Origin of the sequence: Protofrankia sp. Cr2 (assembly GCF_963555885.1) — a bacterium.
GTDB lineage: Bacteria > Actinomycetota > Actinomycetes > Frankiales > Frankiaceae > Protofrankia.
On record NZ_CAUVXG010000001.1, the window covers coordinates 188493 to 205445 of the forward strand.

The following is a 16953-nucleotide window of genomic DNA, read 5'->3' on the forward strand; positions in this document are numbered from 1 at the left end:
ATATACCTATATCAGGTACCGTCCGGGGGGAAGCCTGCGACCGTCAGGTCCCCGCCGCGAACACCGCGAACACCGCGAACTGCACGCCCGGCGGGTCGCCACCGATGAGCAGTGTCCGGTGAAATCCGGACCTGAGCTACATTGTGGTACTGCACGGTCACCAGCTGGCCGAAGGGTACGCGATTCTTGTTGTCTGCGCGCTCCCCGGAGGCCTCGGGGCTCTCCACGGGGGCGGGCTGACGGTCATGGACGCGCGCATCGAGGAGCTGGCCCGCCGGTCGGCGAATTTCGGCTTTCTTCTTCCCCACGAACCGTTACTGGTCTTCTACGGCGCGGGCGCGGAGTCCTACGCCCATTCGGACCCGAACGCCGCTCTGATCAAAGCCCGCCAGTTCGGCGAGGTCCTGGCGAAGGCCCTGGTCAACCGGGCCGGGTTGCCGACCCGCGGCGACAAACAGGTTGACCGCCTTGCTGCGCTCGGCCGGGCCGGGGTGTTCGACGGGCGCATCCGGGCCGCGTTCGACGCCGTCCGTACCGAGGGCAACCGGGCCGTCCACGGTTATTACGGCGAGGTCCGGGCAGCGGTCCGGGCGACACGGGCCTGCTTCGAACTGGGCGTGTGGTTCCACCGGCTGGTGACCGGTGACCGGAAGGTCATCGCGTTCGTCCCACCACCCGAGCCGGGCCGATCACAGCCGGGTGAAGCACGGCCGGCATCGTCCGCGGCGGAAGATGCCGAGCGTGCGGCGCTGCGCGCGGAACTGGCCGAGTACCGCGGCCGGCTCGCCGAGGCCAAGCTGCGCCTGGACGGGGGCGGCAACAACCGGCTGGACGCGGAACGCCGAGCGCGACGCGAGGCGGAGGAGGCGCTGACCCGAGCTCTGGCCGACGCGGAAAGCCTCCGCTTCGCCTTCGCCGCGCTGCCGGACCAGGTCGGCGACGAACCGCAACCGGCCGGGCGGACAGGGAAGCGGACAGGGAAAAAGAAGGTGTCCGCGGCGGAGCGGGAGTCGTTCGTCGCACAGGCCAAGTCCGCCGCGCGGGAACCGCGGACCGAAATCGAGGTACGCGCTGAGGTCGACCGGATGCTCACGCAGGCCGGCTGGTCGGTGCAGGACCTGTCCAGCCTGAACCTGATCGACCCCGACGGTGTCGCGCTGCGCGAAGGCCGGACGGCGACCGGCCCCGCCGACTACCTGCTGTTCGTCAACCGCCGGCTCGTCGGTGTCGTGGAGGCCAAACGGGAGGGCACCGTCCTCACCCCGGTCGAAGGGCAGTCCGGTCGGTATGCGAGCTCCCTGACCGACGAGCAGCGCGGGCAGGCATGGCGGTGGCCGCTGCCCTTCCGGTATGAGACGACCGCGGCCGAGACCCATTTCACCAACACCCTCGACCCGCGTGGGGGCCGGGCCCGGTCGGTGTTCTCCTTTCACAGGCCCACGACACTGGCCCGGTGGATGCGGGATGCAGACGCCGACCCCGAGCATCCGACCCTGCGTCACCGGCTGGCGCACCTGCCGCCGCTGGCCCATGGGAATCTCCGTCCGGCCCAGCTCGACGCGGTGGGCGGCCTGGAACGGTCACTCGCCGATGACCGGCCCCGGGCGCTGATCCAGATGGCGACCGGCGCGGGCAAGACGTACGCGGCGGTCACCTCGTCGTACCGACTGCTCGCGCACGCCAACGCGCGCCGCATCCTGTTCCTGGTCGACCGCAACAACCTCGGACGTCAAGCCAGGGAGGAGTTCGCCACCTACGTCACGGCGGGCGACGGCCGTAAGTTCACCGAGCTGTACAACGTCGAGCCGCTGACCGCCGCCGGGCTGCTCGGCTCCACCCATGTGGTGATCTCCACGGTGCAGCGGCTGTACGCGATGCTGCGTGGTCGCCCGGTGCCCGATCCCGACGTCGACGACCGGGCCTTCGACGCGGACACGTCCGAGGGCACCTCGGGGGACGGAGCAGGGGACAGCGATGACGAGCCGATCGACATCACCTACAGCGCGGATATTCCGCCGGAGACGTTCGACCTGATCATTGTGGACGAGTGCCACCGGTCGATCTACGGGCGTTGGCGCGCGGTGCTGGAGTACTTCGACGCCTACCTGGTGGGCCTGACCGCGACCCCGGTGAAGCAGACGTTCGGTTTCTTCCACCAGAATCTGGTCAGCGAGTACACCTACCCGCAGGCGGTCGCCGACGGGGTGAACGTCGACTTCGACGTCTACCGCATCCGCACCGAACTGACCCGACAGGGCGCAACCATCGAGGCGGGGATCACCGTCCCGAGGCGGGACAGGCGTACCCGCCAGCAACGCTACGAGGAACTCGAGGACGACTTCAGCTGGACGCCGGAGCAGCTCGGCCGCTCGGTCGTCAGCCCGAACCAGATCGAACTGGTGCTGCGGACGTTCAAGGACAGGCTGTTCACCGAGATCTTCCCCGGCCGGACGCATGTCCCCAAGACGCTCATCTTCGCCAAGGACGACAACCACGCCGAGGACATCGTGATGAAGGTCCGGGAGGTGTTCGGCCAGGGCAACGAGTTCGCCACCAAAATCACCTATTCAGTGCGGGACACCGACAGCCTGCTCAAGGCATTCCGTAACAGCGCCGAGCTGCGGATCGTCGTCACCGTCGACATGATCGCAACGGGCACGGACGTCCGGCCGCTGGAATGTCTGCTGTTCCTGCGCAATCCGCGCAGCGCGGTGCTGTTCGAGCAGATGAAGGGCCGGGGTTCCCGGACCATCGACGGTGACGACTTCCGGGCGGTCACCCCGGACTCGTCGGTCAAGGACCGGTTCGTGCTGGTGGACGCGGTCGGGGTGCTGGAGGGCGAACGGCTCGACGCGGCCCCGCTCGCGCAGCACACCGACAAGCAGATCAGTCTGGAGAAACTGCTGCGCAGGACCGGGACGTTGACGATCGACGCGGACGAGGTGTGTACCCTCGCGTCCCGCCTGGCCCGGCTCAACCAGCAGATCACCCCGGACGAGCGGGCCGAGCTCGAACAGCTCGCCGGAGAGTCGCTCGCCTCCGTCGTGTCGAGCCTCGCTCGCTGTGCCGACGCCGATGCGCTTGATGCCGCCCGCCAGGCCGGTCCGGGCGCGCAGCGGGCGCTGGTGGAGGATGCCGTACGTCCCCTCGCGGCGAATCCCGCGCTCCGCGCCCGTCTGCTGGAGATCCGCCGTGCCCACGACATCACCTACGACGAGGTCAACCCGGACACGTTGCTGGAGGCGGCCGGGGTTGACCGTACCGAGCTGGCGCAGCGCACCGTGGCGTCGTGGCGGGCCTACCTCCGGGAGCATCAGGCGGAGATCAGCGCGATCCAGCTGGGGTACGAACGCGGTACCGGGCAGCAACCGGTGTACGCCGCGCTCAAGGAGCTCGCCGGCCGGATCGCCCGGCCGCCCCATCAGTGGACGCCGGAACGCCTGTGGGATGCCTACGAACGGTTGGAACTCGCCGCCGCCGCACCGGAGGTCAAGTATGGAGCGCTGGATCTGATCGGGTTGATTCGCTTCGAGCTGGGTGTGGACGAGACACCGCGCCCGCACCGGACCATGGTGCACGAACGGTTCGAGGGCTGGATCATCCGGCAGCGGCAGGCAAGCAGACGGGAGTTCACCGCGGACGAGCGGTGGTGGCTGGAGAGGATCAGGGACATCGTCGTGACATCGGCCGCGTTCGCAATCACTGACCTGGATGAATCGCCCTTCACCGAACGCGGCGGCACCGACGGCTTCCTCACCGTCTTCGGCGAGGACCGCGCTCTGCCCCTCATCACCGACCTCACCCACGGCCTCACCGCATGACCCCCCTTCCCCCCGGCTGGGCTCGATGTACCATCGGAGATCTTCTGCTTCGGATTGAGGCAGGTCGTTCGCCTCGATGCGAACCCCGTCCAGCCGCGGACGATGAATGGGGGGTCATCAAGGTCAGCGCGATGACGCGTGGGGACTTTATCCAGAGCGAGAATAAATCCCTTGCGTCGACGACGAGCTTCAACCATGACGACGAGATTAAAACAGGCGACATTCTGATCAGTCGCGCAAATACGAAAGAGTATGTCGGTGCATCGGTTCTGGTCGGAAGATGCAGGCAACATCTCCTGCTGAGTGATAAAAGTCTTCGACTCGTCACTTTTCCTTATCTTGATCGTCAATGGTTTGCCCATCTTCTGAAGTCACCCGGGATCCGACGAGAGATTTCCCGAAGGGCAACTGGAACAAAAGACTCCATGCGAAACATATCGCAGAGTTCGCTCACCTCTATCGAAATCGATCTACCACCGCTGGCCGAGCAGCGCCGCATCGTCGCCACCCTCGACGAATACTTCTCGCGAACCGAGAAATCTGAGGAGACTCTTTCGAGATCTTACCGCAGATTAGAGAATCTAAGAAGGACGCTGGTTCGGCAGCGGTTTGATCGACGAGATGCGGCGACTTCTCACCATATCCGCAAGCTGGGCGACGTATGCGGCATTGCAGGCGGCCAGACGCCCAAATCCATCTCTGAGGTTCTGAGCAGCTCGCCGAGCCGTGAAAGCCTGCCATTTTATAAGGTGGGTGACTTGAATGTTACGGAACGACAAGTAGGGGGCTCTCGATTCTATATCAACCGCGATCAGGCGTTGAGATTTGGCCTGAAGGTCCGACCTGCCGGTACGGTCCTCATACCCAAGCGGGGTGGAGCAATTCATACCAACAAGAAAAAAATCATGTCTGTTCTGGGTTGTTATGACCTCAATACGATGGGCATAGTTCCGTCCGAAAGAGTAGATTCAACGTATCTTTGGTACTGGTTCCAGCAGGTCGACCTTGGTGAACTTGCCGATGGTTCAAACATACCTCAAATCAATAACACCGACCTAGTGGATCTCCTCATTCCGATACCGCCTATTGACGATCAGTTGGCGATTGTTTCGGAACTCGACATTCAGACAGACTCGATTGCTCGCCTGATGGAGTCATTGGCCAGTGCAAAAAATTCCAGCCTGAAACGCGCTCTTCTACGTATGGCGTTTGCGGGGCGGTTGGTGGAGCAGGATCCGGCGGACGAGCCGGCGTCGGTACTGCTGGAGCGGATCCGGGCGGAGCGGGCAGCCGCCGGCAGTGTTCCGCGGAGCAGAGGCCGGGCGAAGAAGGCGACGTAAAACCTGGACTGCGGGGGAGATGAGCAGGGTCACCGTAAGCTCGGTGAGCCGCCTGTGACAACGACAAACGCCCCACATGCCTCTCGCCTTTCGTGGGGCGCCGTCGCCTTGGATGGGGAGCCGGGCTATGCGTCCCGCAGCTCCCGGTATGTACCTAGCACGTCCTTCACGGCATCCGTCACCGACAGTTCTTCGTTGATCGGCGTCCAGGTGTAGGCGTCGTGCTCCTGCAACTCGATCGGCTCCGGGCTGGTTACGTCCACAGCGAAGTTGAACTGTCGGCTCTTCTTGCCGCTTCCGGACGTGTAATCGAAGCTGCCCAGGTAATCACCGAGCGCGTCCACGTCGAGGCCGGTCTCCTCCTGGACCTCGCGGATGAGCGCGGTGTCCAGCGCTTCCCCTGGCTCGACCTTTCCGCTGGGCAACTCGAAGATGCCGCCCATGAAATCATCCTCGGGGCGTTGTAGAAGGAGAACCTTGTCGTCGTGCTGGACGACCGCGCCGACAACGAATTGCTGCACCCCGTCTTCTTCGGCTTCGGCGGCGAGTCGGCGGAGAAGGGACGAGTGATCCATGCCATTATCCTATCAAGTCGTGGTAATGCTCTGTAACTTTGTGGAACGCTTCGATGTATTGGTCTACCAGTGGCAAGTCCTCCTCCCTATGCCACATGGGAAGCTTGAGGGTGCCGTGGTGGACCGCTTCGGCGCGCGGGAAGTCGCCCGGCTGGTAGGTCATGATGCCCTGGAGACCAGGGAAAATCGGTCCCGGCTCCTGGAACAGCGGTAGGAGGTTCAGCGGGCACGTCGAGCCGGGTCGATCCAGCTCGCGGCAGCCCTCGGCCTGGAGCGCGTCATAGAAGCGCTCGACCGGCAAGCCGCCCAAATCGTCGCCGTGGTATTGGAGGATCAGGCCATACCACGACGACATGCGGGTGGAGCCCAGCCGTGGCACGGCCACTCCGGGCAGTCCGTCCAGTTCCTCACAGATGTGGGTCGCGATGCGCTGGCGTCCGGCAAGGTACTCGTCCAGGTGCCCGAGCTGGTCAAGCGCGATCGTGGCCGCGACCGGGTGGATGCGGTGCTTGAGTCCCATCCCGGTGACGGCGTAGGGGTAGAGCCGGTGCTCGGGCGGCAGCTCGTTTCGGCACCGCTTGTTGTACTGGCCGTGCATGAGTGCGAGGTGGTAGGTGTCGTCATCGTCGGTCAGTAGAAAGCCTCCCTCGCCTGCCGAGAGCGGCTTCGGGCCGTTCATGCTGAATGCCGCTGCTCGGCCGAACGTGCCGACCTTGCGGCCATCGACGGTTGCGCCGTGGGCGTGTGAGGCGTCCTCCAGGAGCAGGAGGTCGTGCTCGTCCGCGATTCGGCGCAGCGCGCCGACATTCGCAGGCGTGCCCCACATGTGTGTGCCCACGATGGCGTAGGTTCGCTCCGTGATGCGCTGGGCTACGTCCTCTGGGTCGAGGTTGCCGTCAGTGTCGCAGTCGGCCAACACCGGCACCGCGCCGAGATGAAGTAGCGGCGTCACCGTCGCGAAGAAGGTGTAGGCCGGGACGACGACCTCGTCTCCAGGCCGGATGCGGCAGGCCGCGTACATGGAGTAGAGCGCGGCCGTCCCCGAGCTGGTGAGGAGGGCGTGACGGACGCCGAAATACTCGCGAAGGGCGTCTTCGAGCTGCGCGATCACACCGGAGCGGTCGTAGATGGAGATGCCATCGTGTAGCTGCTCGAGTACGGCCTTGGCGGTTTGATCTGTGAGGGGCGGCCATGAGAAGTGTGGAGCGTCCCCGGTGACGGTTGGTTCCCCGCCGAGTAGGGCGAGAGCTGATGTCACAGCAATTCCTTCGGGTTGATGTAGACGTGCGTGCGGGCCGACTCGTAGCAGGCCGTAATAAAGCTCATGTGTGCCAGGTTCTCTTTCGGACCGCTGACGTTCGGGCGCATCCCCTCGATCACCCGGCAGAAATAGTCGATCTGTCCGGCCGCCGCCGACGGCCACGCCTGTTCCCGCGACAGGGATTCGATGACTTCCCCGCCGTTGGCCATGCGGCGGATCCGGCCGCGCTCCAGATGCACCATGCCCCTTGAGCCCACCAAGCGGATTTGCTCGGTCTTGGGGCCGATGAACCGGGAGAGCAGAAGCGAGCCGTAGAGGCCGCTGTCATAGGAGAAGTGAATAAGCGCCGTATCCTCGGCGTCGTATTCCCGATCCGGTCGGGCACTGACCGAGACATCAGCCAACACACGGTCAGGCAGGCCGAAATACCAGAGGATCATGTCGATCAGGTGGTAGCCCATATCGATGACGCAGCCGCCTCCGGCCTTGGCGGTCAAGCCGCGCCAACCTTCGGACGGATCGTCAATGTGCAGCGTGTATTGCGCGTCCACCACGAATGGGGTGCCGATCTGGTCGGCCAGCTGCGTGAAACTCGTATAGATCGGGTTGAAGCGCCGTTGCAACGTCACCATGAGCTGGATGCCGCTCCGCTCGCAGATTTCCACGAGCACCTGTGCTTCCGGCATGCTTGTAGCGAACGGCTTTTCCTTGAGTACATGCACATTGTGCTCGGCCGCCGTCTCGATGACAGTGTGGCCGACATGGTGTGGCACGCAGATCACTACGAGGTCAAGGTATTCAGCCTTGAACATCTCGCGGAAGTCGGTATAGCCCTGCACCCGGTGTCGGTACTGCTGTTCGTGTACGATCTCAGGATTCTCATCGCAGACGGCTACGAGCTTTGCCCCATCTGAGGCGTGTAGGCCAGGAATGTGGTCTTCGAGTGCCTGCTTGCCCAAGCCAATGACGCCCGCCCGCAGCTTCACGCGACGCTCCCGGGGAGTAGTAATTGTTCGCCACGCTGATTCAATGTCCGTTGCCATGTCACAAGGCCGTGATCGTCGCTGTGCGTCGTAATTCCCGTGCCGCGAGTGCGCACAGGCGTTCGATTTCGGGTGGGAACCGATCGGAGACAGGGCGGACAGTTAAGACGCTCATGTTCGGCATGTCGCTTCCCTTCAGTGGTCATCTCGGGAGATAGGCGCCGACGCGGGAATCATTGCCGATCAACCGCGCCAGGCCGTAACCTGCACTCAACCGGCTGTGGCTGAGCACATCCACAGCGGGAGCGGCACTTGAGTGTGGCGTTTCCGCCGCATCCAGACTGCTGACCTGCGAAAATTGTGGTCACGGCGCACACGGGACCGAGCGTGGAGGCGACGTATGGTGGCGAAGCGGCAACGCCTCGCGGCGCGCCGCAAGGCGGTCGGCTTCAGCCAAGAGCAGCTCGCCCAACGGCTCGGCGTCGAGCGCTCAACCGTCGTTCGCTGGGAGAGCGGCGAGACGGAGACTGGCCCCCAGCCCTGGATACGCCCCAGGCTGGCGAGAACGCTCCAAGTGTCCATCGAGCACCTTGACGAGCTGTTGACGCCCGAACCCATCGACGAGCCGGAAACCGTGACGGCTGAAGTTGTGGCCATGCCGGAAGTTCACCCCGTCAGGCACATCGACTCCGCAGACATGAAGAACCTGCCCGACCCCCACCAAGTCGAGCTGCTGCGGCAAGGGCTGAACGACGCGCTCAGCGAGGGCACGATGGCCGAGGCCAGCCTTGACGACTGGGAGCGCACGGTTGTCCGCTACGGCCGAGCGACGCGCGACCGTCCGGCCGGGGTGCTGTTGGACGACCTGGCCTCGGACCTAGCCGAGCTGAAACGGGCGCTACATCGTCACCGCTCGACGTCCGCCCTGCGTCGCTTGACTCGCGTGGCCGCCCACATGTCCGGTCTTATGTGCCTGACGTTCTGCAAGCTGGACGACCGGCCGGCCTTCCGCAGATGGGCGCGCACCGCCCGCCTTGCCGCCGACGAGGCGGGCGACCCCGAGACGCATTCCTGGATATTTGCCCAGGAAGCGTACGGACACTATTACGCCGCTGACCTTCTCGGAGCCATAGATGTTGCGCGGCACGCGCAGGCAATAGTACAGAGGACGCCCTGCGTTGGCGCGGCATTGGCGGCAGCGCTGGAAGCACGGGCGCACGCCGCCATGCGTCGTCACGAGGAGACCCGGGAAGCTCTCGGGCGGGCCGAGGACATTTTGTCGTACCTTAGCGGCGACGCGCTCACGCCATCGGCATTTGGCTACAACGAAGCCCAGCTCCTTTTTCATGCCGGGAACGCTTATACGCACCTGCGTAACGCCAAGGCCGCGTTCAACGCCCAAGACAGAGCGCTGGAGCTATGTATGCCCGGCGACTACACGGACTGGGCCATGACGCGGCTCGACCGGACAAGTTGCCTCACTCACGATGGCGACACCTCAGACGCTTTTACATACGCAACCGAGACCCTAATCAACCTCACAGAGCCTCAGCGCCGAGGTATTATTACGTTGCGCGGACACGAAATACTGGATGCTTTGCCCAAGCAGCAGCAGACGCTTCCGGCGGCACGCGACCTCCGCGAACTCCTGATGCTCACCACCGACCGGAAAGAGGTAGAAGGCTCGTGACTGTCGTGACTCCCGCCGAATCGGCTCACGTCGAAGCAATCGCGGCGCTGGCCGAGAAGATGGATCGCTTCTACGGAGCGACTGAGGTGGAGCCGCTTGACCTCCGTATCCGACAGATCAATGAGGCTATTTTCGACAACCCGCCTGCCGCTTATGCACTGCTGGCATGGGATAGCGATCAGCTCGTCGGCTTCGCCGCCTACTCGTTTCTATGGCCCGCTGTCGGGCTCACGCGGTCACTGTTTCTGAAAGAGCTGTACGTGATCGAATCTGCACGGCGTACGGGCGTCGGGAAGCAGCTCATGCGGGCACTCTTCGATGTCGCCGCGAAACATGACTGTAGCCGCGTGGAATGGCAGACTGAAACCACCAACGCGGGTGCGCAACGCTTCTATGCCGAGCTGGGCGTTCCAACGTTTGAAGGCAAGCTGCTTTACCGGCTGGAAAGCGACGAGTTGCGGTGGGCGGTCAATGACTAGATTCGTGCTTTATTCGCCTACATTCACCTCGATCATCGCGCCGAGGATCTGCCCGCGCTGGTTATTGCGCCGAGCGCCGATGATTCCGCTTTTGCTTGGCCAATTTCCGCGTAACGACTCATGGGTGCGCGTAACCAGCGCTCTCTGTAGTTGACGCGCCGGGGAACTGGCGATCCAACAGGAAGACGCGGGACCTTGTTAAGAAGATTGGTCCGACCAAAGATCAGCCTTAGAAAGGTCCCGCCTCCCGCGATCGTGTCGCACCGCAACCTGCAGGAACCAGGTGCCGTGAGCCCCGCCATCGACCGGATGGTCGATCGGGTGGCACGCAACGTCGAGTTCGCGATACGGCACGACGATCGATGGAGTCTTGCCACCCCACCACAGCTGCAGCGGCCAAGGACAAACGAAGAAGCGGAACGCTGCGCTTCACAGGTACGCAGACTCCTCGTTCTCGACGATACCGAGCCTTTTCTGGACATATCCGTGCGCGTAGGCGACCTCGGTCTCCTGACCTTCTCCTTCGATCTGGGGCCGGAGTCCGCGGACGCCGCATCGATCCTGCTGACCCATGGCGGCATCGCTGTCGTCAACGGGCACCTCCGCGTGGGGCGGCGCCGGTTGGCCCTCGCGCACGAGTTGGGCCACTATCTGTTCGCCGACGCCTACACGGTCGATTGGCGTATCGCCGAGCAGGACGACGGCGACACCTGGGAAACCCGCCTCGACCGATTCGCCCGGGCTGTCCTGCTACCCGCGGCGGGGCTACGTCAGAAATGGACCGAACTGCGGGACCATAGCGACGACCTTCGTGCCGCCGCGGTCAGGGCTGCAAGCGCCTTCCGTGTAGACATGTCCACCTTGGCGCGTCGCCTTTGGGATCTCGGGCACGTGGACCAGGGCGAGGCCCATCGGATCCGTTCCGTGCGCACGACCAGAGCCGATATTGTCGAGTTCAACCTGCTCGTCCACGAGGAGCTCGCCGCGCCTTCGCTCGCCAGACGGTACGAGGAATCGGTGCTGAGGCTGTACCGCAGCGAGACGGTATCCCTGGCCCGGGCAACCGATCTCCTCTTCGAGGCATGGGACGAAGAGGACCTGCCCTCGCTGCCGCAGCTTCCGGAGAGTGCTATCTGGAAGTTCGTGTCATAGGAGGATGCCGAGGCATGCGGGCGCTGTCCCGAGGGGTAGGCGTCGGGCTGTCGGGGCGACGGGTCAGGATGTGGCCTCGTGAGTGCTGAGTCGCGGCGGCTGGTCGCCAAGCTGTGGAACTACTGCGACGTCCTGCGGGACGACGGCGTGTCCACCATCGACTACGTGGAGCAGCTAACCTACCTGTTGTTCCTGAAGATGGCGCACGAGCGGGCGAACCGTCCGCTGAACCCCGACACGGCGCTCGCGCACGTCGCGAACCGGTGGCAGGCACTGCTTGACTACGAGGGTGACACCCTGGAGAAGGTCTATCGCACCACCCTGGACGAGCTGTCGCGGGAGAGCGGCACCCTCGGGGTCATCTTCCGCAAGGCGCAGAACAAGATCCAGGATCCGGCGAAGCTGAAGAGGCTGGTCGTCGACCTCATCGGCAAGGAGAAATGGTCGGCCGCCGGGGTCGACGTGAAGGGCGACGCCTACGAGGAGCTGCTAGCCAAGAGCGCGGAGGACATCAAGTCCGGCGCCGGCCAGTACTTCACCCCACGGTCACTGATCACCGCGATGGTCGACTGCCTGCGACCCGGACCGGACGACACCGTCCACGACCCGTCCTGCGGCACCGGCGGGTTCCTCCTCGCGGCTTATGAGCACATTCAGGCGCATCATGCTGCCGAGCTCACCCCGGAGCAGCGCCGGGCGCTGGGGCGCACCGCCATCACCGGCACCGAACTCGTCGACGGCACGGCCCGCCTCGCCGCCATGAACATGCTGCTGCACGGCATCGGCCAGCCGAACGGGCCGTCCCCGATCGAGGTGGCCGACGCGCTCGCCCGCCCGTCCGGGCTGCACCCGAGCGTGATCCTGGCGAATCCGCCGTTCGGCAAGAAGTCATCCATCACAGTGATCGCTGATGACGGCCGCGCCGGGCGGGACGACATCTCCTACAACCGCCAGGACTTCTGGGTCACGACCACGAACAAGCAGCTCAACTTCGTCCAGCACATCGCGACCGCGCTGGGTATGAACGGACGGGCGGCGGTCGTCGTCCCCGACAACGTGCTGTTCGAGGGTGGCGCCGGGGAGACCGTACGCCGTCGGCTCCTGACCCAGTTCGACGTCCACACGCTGCTGCGGCTGCCGACCGGCATCTTCTATGCCGGTGGAGTGAAGGCGAACGTGCTGTTCTTCGACAAGCGGGAGGCGCGGCCGGGCACGCCGTGGACGTCCAAGCTGTGGGTGTACGACTTCCGTACCGGGGAGCATTTCACGCTCAAGCAGAACCCGTTGCGCCGCGATCATCTTGACGATTTCGTCGGATGTTACCGGCCGGGTGAACCTCGTGCGGACCGGGTGGAGACCGAACGGTTCCGCCCGTTCAGCTATGACGAGCTGGTCGCTCGGGACAAGGCCAATCTCGACATCACCTGGCTGAAGGATCCGAGCCTTGACGACGCAGACAGTCTGCTGCCGCCCGAGGTGATCGCCCGGGAGATCGTCGAGGACCTTCAGGCCGCGCTCGCCGAGTTCGCGGCCATCGCAGACTCCCTCGCCACCCGGGTGCAGCCCCGCGAGACCCCGGCGGCTGGGGATCAGGGTTGACGGTTAACGCCACAGCCGGTCCACCGGCAGGACCCAGATCCGGTCATCGGCCTGATAGGCCCGTTCTCCCAGGTACAGGACCGTACCGGCCGTGAACCGCGAACCGAGTTTCTCGCGCAGCAACCGGAGCCCTCGCAGGTCTTCTCCCGGCACCCGGGAGGACGCCTTGACCTCAACCGCCGCGATTGTCCCGTCATCGGTCTCGAGGACCAGGTCGACCTCATGCCCATCGCTGGTCCGGAAGTGCGACGGCTCGACAAACGTTTCCGCCCAGCCAGCCTGTTTGATCACTTCATTGACGACGAACGTCTCCATGATATGTCCGAATTCGGTCAGGGCCGCAGGGTCACGGTTCTCCAGCCGCTGCGCGGTGATCCCCAGTAGATAGGCCCCGAGTCCTGAGTCGACGAGGTGCGCTTTGGGTCTACCGGTGACCCTGCTGTGCAGCGTCCGTCCGAATGCCGGCAACCGATGGACGAGGAAGACCGTTTCCAACAGCTGGACGTAGTCACCGACGACATCCTGCGCCAGTCCCACTGCCCGTCCGATGTCCGCGAGATGGAGTACCTGACCGGTTCTTGCCGCGATCCGGCGAAGGATCATGGGCAGTACCCCTCGCTGCCGCACCTTGCGGATCTCCAGGACGTCCCGCTCGACCACGGTTGTCACATAGTCACGGAACCAGCGGTTGCGGGCCGCACCCGCAGGGCGGCGTGCAGCGAGCGGAAAGCCGCCCGCGATGAGCCGCTGTGTGTACTCCTCGCGGGGTGTGGGTTTCCCCTCCACCGCCAGCAACGAGCCGGGGTCGCCGAGGACCTGGTCCACGAACGTCTCCCGGCGACCGTTCAGTTCACCCTGAGACAGCGGCCAGAGAGTCATCACATGGACCCGGCCGGCCAGTGACTGGGACAGGGTCGGCATCGTCAGGTAACGGGTGGACCCGGTGAGAACGAACCTCCCTGGACGCAGGTCGCGGTTGAGTTCGGCCTTCACGGCATCCAGCAGCTCGGGGATGTGCTGGAACTCATCCACGAACACTGGCGATCGCGCTGCCATGAAGAAGACGGGGTCAGCCTCGACAGCCGGCCTCGTGGACAGATCGTCGAGATCGAGGACGGTGGCATCGTGCTGGGTGGCCAACGCGGACAGCAACGTGCTCTTCCCGGACGTGCGAGCACCGTTGATCACTATCACTGGTTCGGCGGTCAGGAGCTCTGTCACCACCGGTGTCAGGTTGCGCCGCAGCGCGCCGCCGCCCGACTGCGTCACCACTGTGTCACCGCTGGTTCACCACGGTGGACTCGGCCTCATGCCTTGCGATGCTAGAGCCCGAACGCTATTTTTGCCAGAACCCGAGCACTTCTGATGCCAGAACACGATGATCTTTTATGCTGGAACCCGAGCACACCATTGGGTCGAGGGCGGTGTCGGCACCACGCGGATCCGCACCACGCAGGAGGTCCGCCAGCGGGATGTCGCCGATGAGGAACAGCGCGATGTCCCTGTCGCAGAGAACATCCACGAGGTTGACGAAACGCTGCTGGGCGTCCGGTGAGCACGCTGTCATCTCAGCTTTGACGAGCTGGTCGCTCGGGACAAGGCCAATCTCGACATCACCTGGCTGAAGGATCCGAGCCTTGACGACGCTGACAGTCTGCTGCCGCCCGAGGCGATCGCCCGGGAGATCGTCGAGGATCTTCAGGTCGCGCTCGCCGAGTTCGCGGCCATCGCCGACTCCCTCGCCACCCGGGCGCAGCCCCGCGAGACCACTTATCGGGGGCGGCTGCCGCGCCGTGGAAACGCCGGCCCGGCTTCGTACCTGACGGTCGGTCCGCGGGTCGGCGAGCCCGCGGTCCGTTGGATCACGCCCTTTTCCGCAAGCGAGCGCAGGAGCACGCTTGCCCGCTGGACGCCTACCAGGAACAGGTTCTGGACGGTCTGGTTGGAGATCGTTCCATATTCGCCGAGGTGCGCGACGATACGGCGTTCGACCTCGTCGGAGTCGTTGCGATGGTAGGGCAGCAGCGTGCCCAACTCTGCACGGACACGTTCGCGGAAGCGATACGCGGGCAGCCGGTAACGGCGTGTCTCTCGAATAGGCTCCAGCAGTTCGTATGCGTCGTCGGAGAGCCGTCGGAGAGCCTCGGATGCCTCCTCAACGCTCTTCTGGAGCACAGGAGCGATCTTAACCGCATCGACCGTCGCATGGGACCGAAGGAAATGAACAATCAGAATTGCGTCGGTGTCGTCCTGCACGTCAACAGGCAGGCTTGCAATCATGACCGCAAGGCGGGTGACCGGAGCGCCGCCGTCGAGGACGACCCGGACGTTTCCGCCTCCGCTGGTGAAGACCGGGGGTACATGTCCCGCGCGGATCATGACCCGCACCATCACATCGACACCGGTTCCGGCTCTTTCCGCCAAGCGGAGCACCCGCAACGCCTCGACCAGGCAGCGGTTTCGTGGCTTGGACACATGCGTGAGCAGGTTCTCCTCGGTTACTCCGAATACCAACTCCCCGGGTGATGTCACAACAAACCGGCTGGGGCTGTGCTCGACGACCACCGGCTCAGGATGCCGGTAATCGCGGTGTGCAAGTGCGTTGACCACGGCTTCGCGCGCGGCCGGGCCGGGAATTGTTTCGAGTTGTTGTTGCACTCCGGAGGGAAGTGTGACAGATGTGGTCTCGTTGATCGCGTCAATATCCCGAAGAAGGTCGGACAGGGCAACTATCAGAGGAGTCCGATGGACTGCTGGCGGACGAGCAAGGGGACCAGCCGGAGTCCGCCGGCGCAGGTACTGGATCGTCGGATCGGCGGCGAAAGGGTGCACGTTACTGAACATCAGGGCGCCGCCCCGCGTGAGATGTCCGTCAGCGTCCAGAACTGCGCATTCACGTAGAAGGTCTGGGACGCTCAGCTCGGCACGTCGGCGGCTCTGCGAGTCTCCTGCCTCGGTGAGCCCACGGCGCGCCTCCTCGACCGCTCGCGGGGAGACGTCGTCGATCCGCAGGTGTGTGGGCTCGGCGGACCAGTCGTATCCGCGACGCTCATCGCGGATGGCAGCTTCCCGGCCAGAAGTCATCGGCTCGCAGGATGTGCCAATCCGTTCGCGGAGTTTCCCACCAGCCCGAATCAGGTCGAAGGCTGTTTCCACGGTGATGAGTAGCAGGCGGGTGCCTTGCGCTATGCGACTTTCAATATCAACTACCAAGGGTGGCGACGTGTGTTGCCAGATGCGATGACGAAGATCGTCGGTATCGAGGTCGGCGGGCACGCCCACGAGGGCCGCAGGCCCGGCCCAGTCGTCGCGCACGCCAACGATGATCGTTCCTCCTCGGCTGTTGGCCAGACAGGCCGCAGCTTCGGCGAGGTCGGCAGCCGCCGCCTTCAGCGGGTCGCGGTCGTTGCCCGCGGGACGCTTGAGCTCCTTGAAGTCGAGCGTCTGCGACTCCAGCTCTCGCGCTTCGCACCCCCCGAGCACCCCGTCGATCGCCCTGTCCACCTCGTGGCGGAGTTGTTCACGACTCAGAGTCACGACAAGTTTTATATCACCCTGTCAAGGCAGGCTTGTATAAAACCCTGTCGGCAGATCGCGTCACCACCGCGCCCAGGCCGATGGCTGGCAGTGTCCGGGCCTGACGGGCCGGCTTCGCGGACGGGAGCGGCGCTACGTGACCAGTGGCTCAGGTTGACCAGTGGCTCAGGGCTCAGGCGGGCAGGCCGACGCCGGTCACCGGGTTGAGGATGAAGCCCTTGCCCGGCTGCGCCATCAGGGCGTTCAACCGGCTACCGGCCGCCTTCATGATCGGACCCTTGCCGTGGACCTTGAATGCAGCCTCGTCCGGGTAGAGCTCGTAGAAGGCGAACGAACCCGGCTTGTCGGCGCGCTGGTGGGAGACGTGCATCAGGGCGGCGGGCTCCTCGATCGTCATGGCCGCGCTGATCTCAGCCAGGATTTCGATGGCCTCGTCGACCTTTTCCGGCGGAACCGAGAAGGTGAACATGACCGCGAGAGGTGGCATGGACCGCTTCCTTCTGGGAGCTGCGAGGT

General features: G+C 64.4%; 13 protein-coding genes and 1 pseudogene. 7 read left to right on the forward strand and 7 right to left on the reverse strand.

Annotated features, from left to right (window positions below):
• Positions 1-245: 245 nt before the first annotated feature.
• Both U9978_RS00790 and U9978_RS00795 read left to right on the forward strand, forming a co-directional pair.
• Positions 246-3821 carry a DEAD/DEAH box helicase family protein gene (locus U9978_RS00790; protein WP_322759069.1) on the forward strand — a complete coding sequence of 1192 codons (3576 nt, stop codon included), beginning with the start codon at positions 246-248 and terminating at the stop codon, positions 3819-3821.
• A gap of 131 nt (positions 3822-3952) precedes the next feature.
• Entirely contained in the window at positions 3953-5161 is a 1209-nt protein-coding gene (locus U9978_RS00795) for a restriction endonuclease subunit S (RefSeq protein WP_322759070.1), read from the forward strand.
• A gap of 125 nt (positions 5162-5286) precedes the next feature.
• Here the strand turns inward: U9978_RS00795 and U9978_RS00800 are convergent, their stop codons facing one another.
• The 3 genes from U9978_RS00800 to U9978_RS00810 are packed head-to-tail and all read right to left on the reverse strand — an operon-like array spanning position 5287 to position 7983.
• Complete coding sequence (locus tag U9978_RS00800; RefSeq protein ID WP_322759071.1) at positions 5287-5736, reverse strand: NUDIX hydrolase; 450 nt, start codon at positions 5734-5736, stop codon at positions 5287-5289.
• 4 nt (positions 5737-5740) lie between these two features.
• A complete protein-coding gene (locus U9978_RS00805) occupies positions 5741-6994 on the reverse strand; it encodes a DegT/DnrJ/EryC1/StrS family aminotransferase (RefSeq protein WP_322759072.1) in 1254 nt (417 codons plus the stop codon).
• Positions 6991-7983, reverse strand: a complete 993-nt coding sequence (locus U9978_RS00810; protein WP_322759073.1) for a Gfo/Idh/MocA family oxidoreductase — start codon at positions 7981-7983, stop codon at positions 6991-6993. The genes U9978_RS00805 and U9978_RS00810 overlap by 4 nt, the downstream gene beginning before the upstream one ends.
• A gap of 397 nt (positions 7984-8380) precedes the next feature.
• Between U9978_RS00810 and U9978_RS00815 the strand changes: the two genes are divergently transcribed.
• From U9978_RS00815 to U9978_RS00830, 4 genes are all read left to right on the forward strand, one after another.
• The gene (locus tag U9978_RS00815) at positions 8381-9670 is read left to right on the forward strand and encodes a helix-turn-helix transcriptional regulator (protein ID WP_322759074.1); all 1290 of its coding nucleotides are present in this window, start codon (positions 8381-8383) and stop codon (positions 9668-9670) included.
• On the forward strand, positions 9667-10149 hold the full coding sequence (locus U9978_RS00820) for a GNAT family N-acetyltransferase (RefSeq protein WP_322759075.1): 483 nt from the start codon (positions 9667-9669) through the stop codon (positions 10147-10149). Before U9978_RS00815 ends, U9978_RS00820 begins: the two co-directional genes overlap by 4 nt.
• Positions 10150-10437: 288 nt before the next feature.
• Entirely contained in the window at positions 10438-11301 is an 864-nt protein-coding gene (locus U9978_RS00825; RefSeq protein ID WP_322759076.1) for an ImmA/IrrE family metallo-endopeptidase, read from the forward strand.
• A 78-nt stretch (positions 11302-11379) separates the two neighbouring features.
• Positions 11380-12900: a class I SAM-dependent DNA methyltransferase gene (locus tag U9978_RS00830; protein ID WP_322759077.1), complete on the forward strand. Its 1521-nt coding sequence runs from the start codon at positions 11380-11382 to the stop codon at positions 12898-12900.
• Between the two features lie 3 nt (positions 12901-12903).
• On the opposite strand, the gene U9978_RS00835 is transcribed toward U9978_RS00830, so the two are convergent.
• Both U9978_RS00835 and zapE read right to left on the reverse strand, forming a co-directional pair.
• On the reverse strand, positions 12904-14172 hold the full coding sequence (locus U9978_RS00835) for an ATP-binding protein (RefSeq protein ID WP_322759078.1): 1269 nt from the start codon (positions 14170-14172) through the stop codon (positions 12904-12906).
• Positions 14173-14236: 64 nt separating this feature from the next.
• Positions 14237-14467, reverse strand: coding sequence for an AFG1/ZapE family ATPase (zapE, locus tag U9978_RS00840; protein WP_322759079.1), 231 nt, complete (start codon positions 14465-14467; stop codon positions 14237-14239).
• 3 nt (positions 14468-14470) lie between these two features.
• On the opposite strand from zapE, the pseudogene U9978_RS23935 reads away from it, so the two are divergent.
• A pseudogene (locus U9978_RS23935) lies at positions 14471-14641 on the forward strand (SAM-dependent DNA methyltransferase); the annotation flags it as partial.
• 29 nt (positions 14642-14670) lie between these two features.
• Here the strand turns inward: U9978_RS23935 and U9978_RS00845 are convergent.
• Complete coding sequence (locus U9978_RS00845; protein ID WP_322759080.1) at positions 14671-16437, reverse strand: ATP-binding protein; 1767 nt, start codon at positions 16435-16437, stop codon at positions 14671-14673.
• A gap of 172 nt (positions 16438-16609) precedes the next feature.
• Positions 16610-16924: a putative quinol monooxygenase gene (locus U9978_RS00850; RefSeq protein ID WP_322759081.1), complete on the reverse strand. Its 315-nt coding sequence runs from the start codon at positions 16922-16924 to the stop codon at positions 16610-16612.
• Positions 16925-16953: the final 29 nt, after the last annotated feature.

Bases quoted from the DNA above. Each gene is read 5' to 3' on its own strand.
- U9978_RS00790 (WP_322759069.1), top strand. From the start codon at position 246: ATGGACGCGCGCATCGAGGAGCTGGCCCGCCGGTCGGCGAATTTCGGC.
- U9978_RS00795 (WP_322759070.1), top strand. From the start codon at position 3,953: ATGACGCGTGGGGACTTTATCCAGAGCGAGAATAAATCCCTTGCGTCG.
- U9978_RS00800 (WP_322759071.1), bottom strand. From the start codon at position 5,736: ATGGATCACTCGTCCCTTCTCCGCCGACTCGCCGCCGAAGCCGAAGAA.
- U9978_RS00815 (WP_322759074.1), top strand. From the start codon at position 8,381: ATGGTGGCGAAGCGGCAACGCCTCGCGGCGCGCCGCAAGGCGGTCGGC.
- zapE (WP_322759079.1), bottom strand. From the start codon at position 14,467: ATGACAGCGTGCTCACCGGACGCCCAGCAGCGTTTCGTCAACCTCGTG.
- U9978_RS00850 (WP_322759081.1), bottom strand. From the start codon at position 16,924: ATGCCACCTCTCGCGGTCATGTTCACCTTCTCGGTTCCGCCGGAAAAG.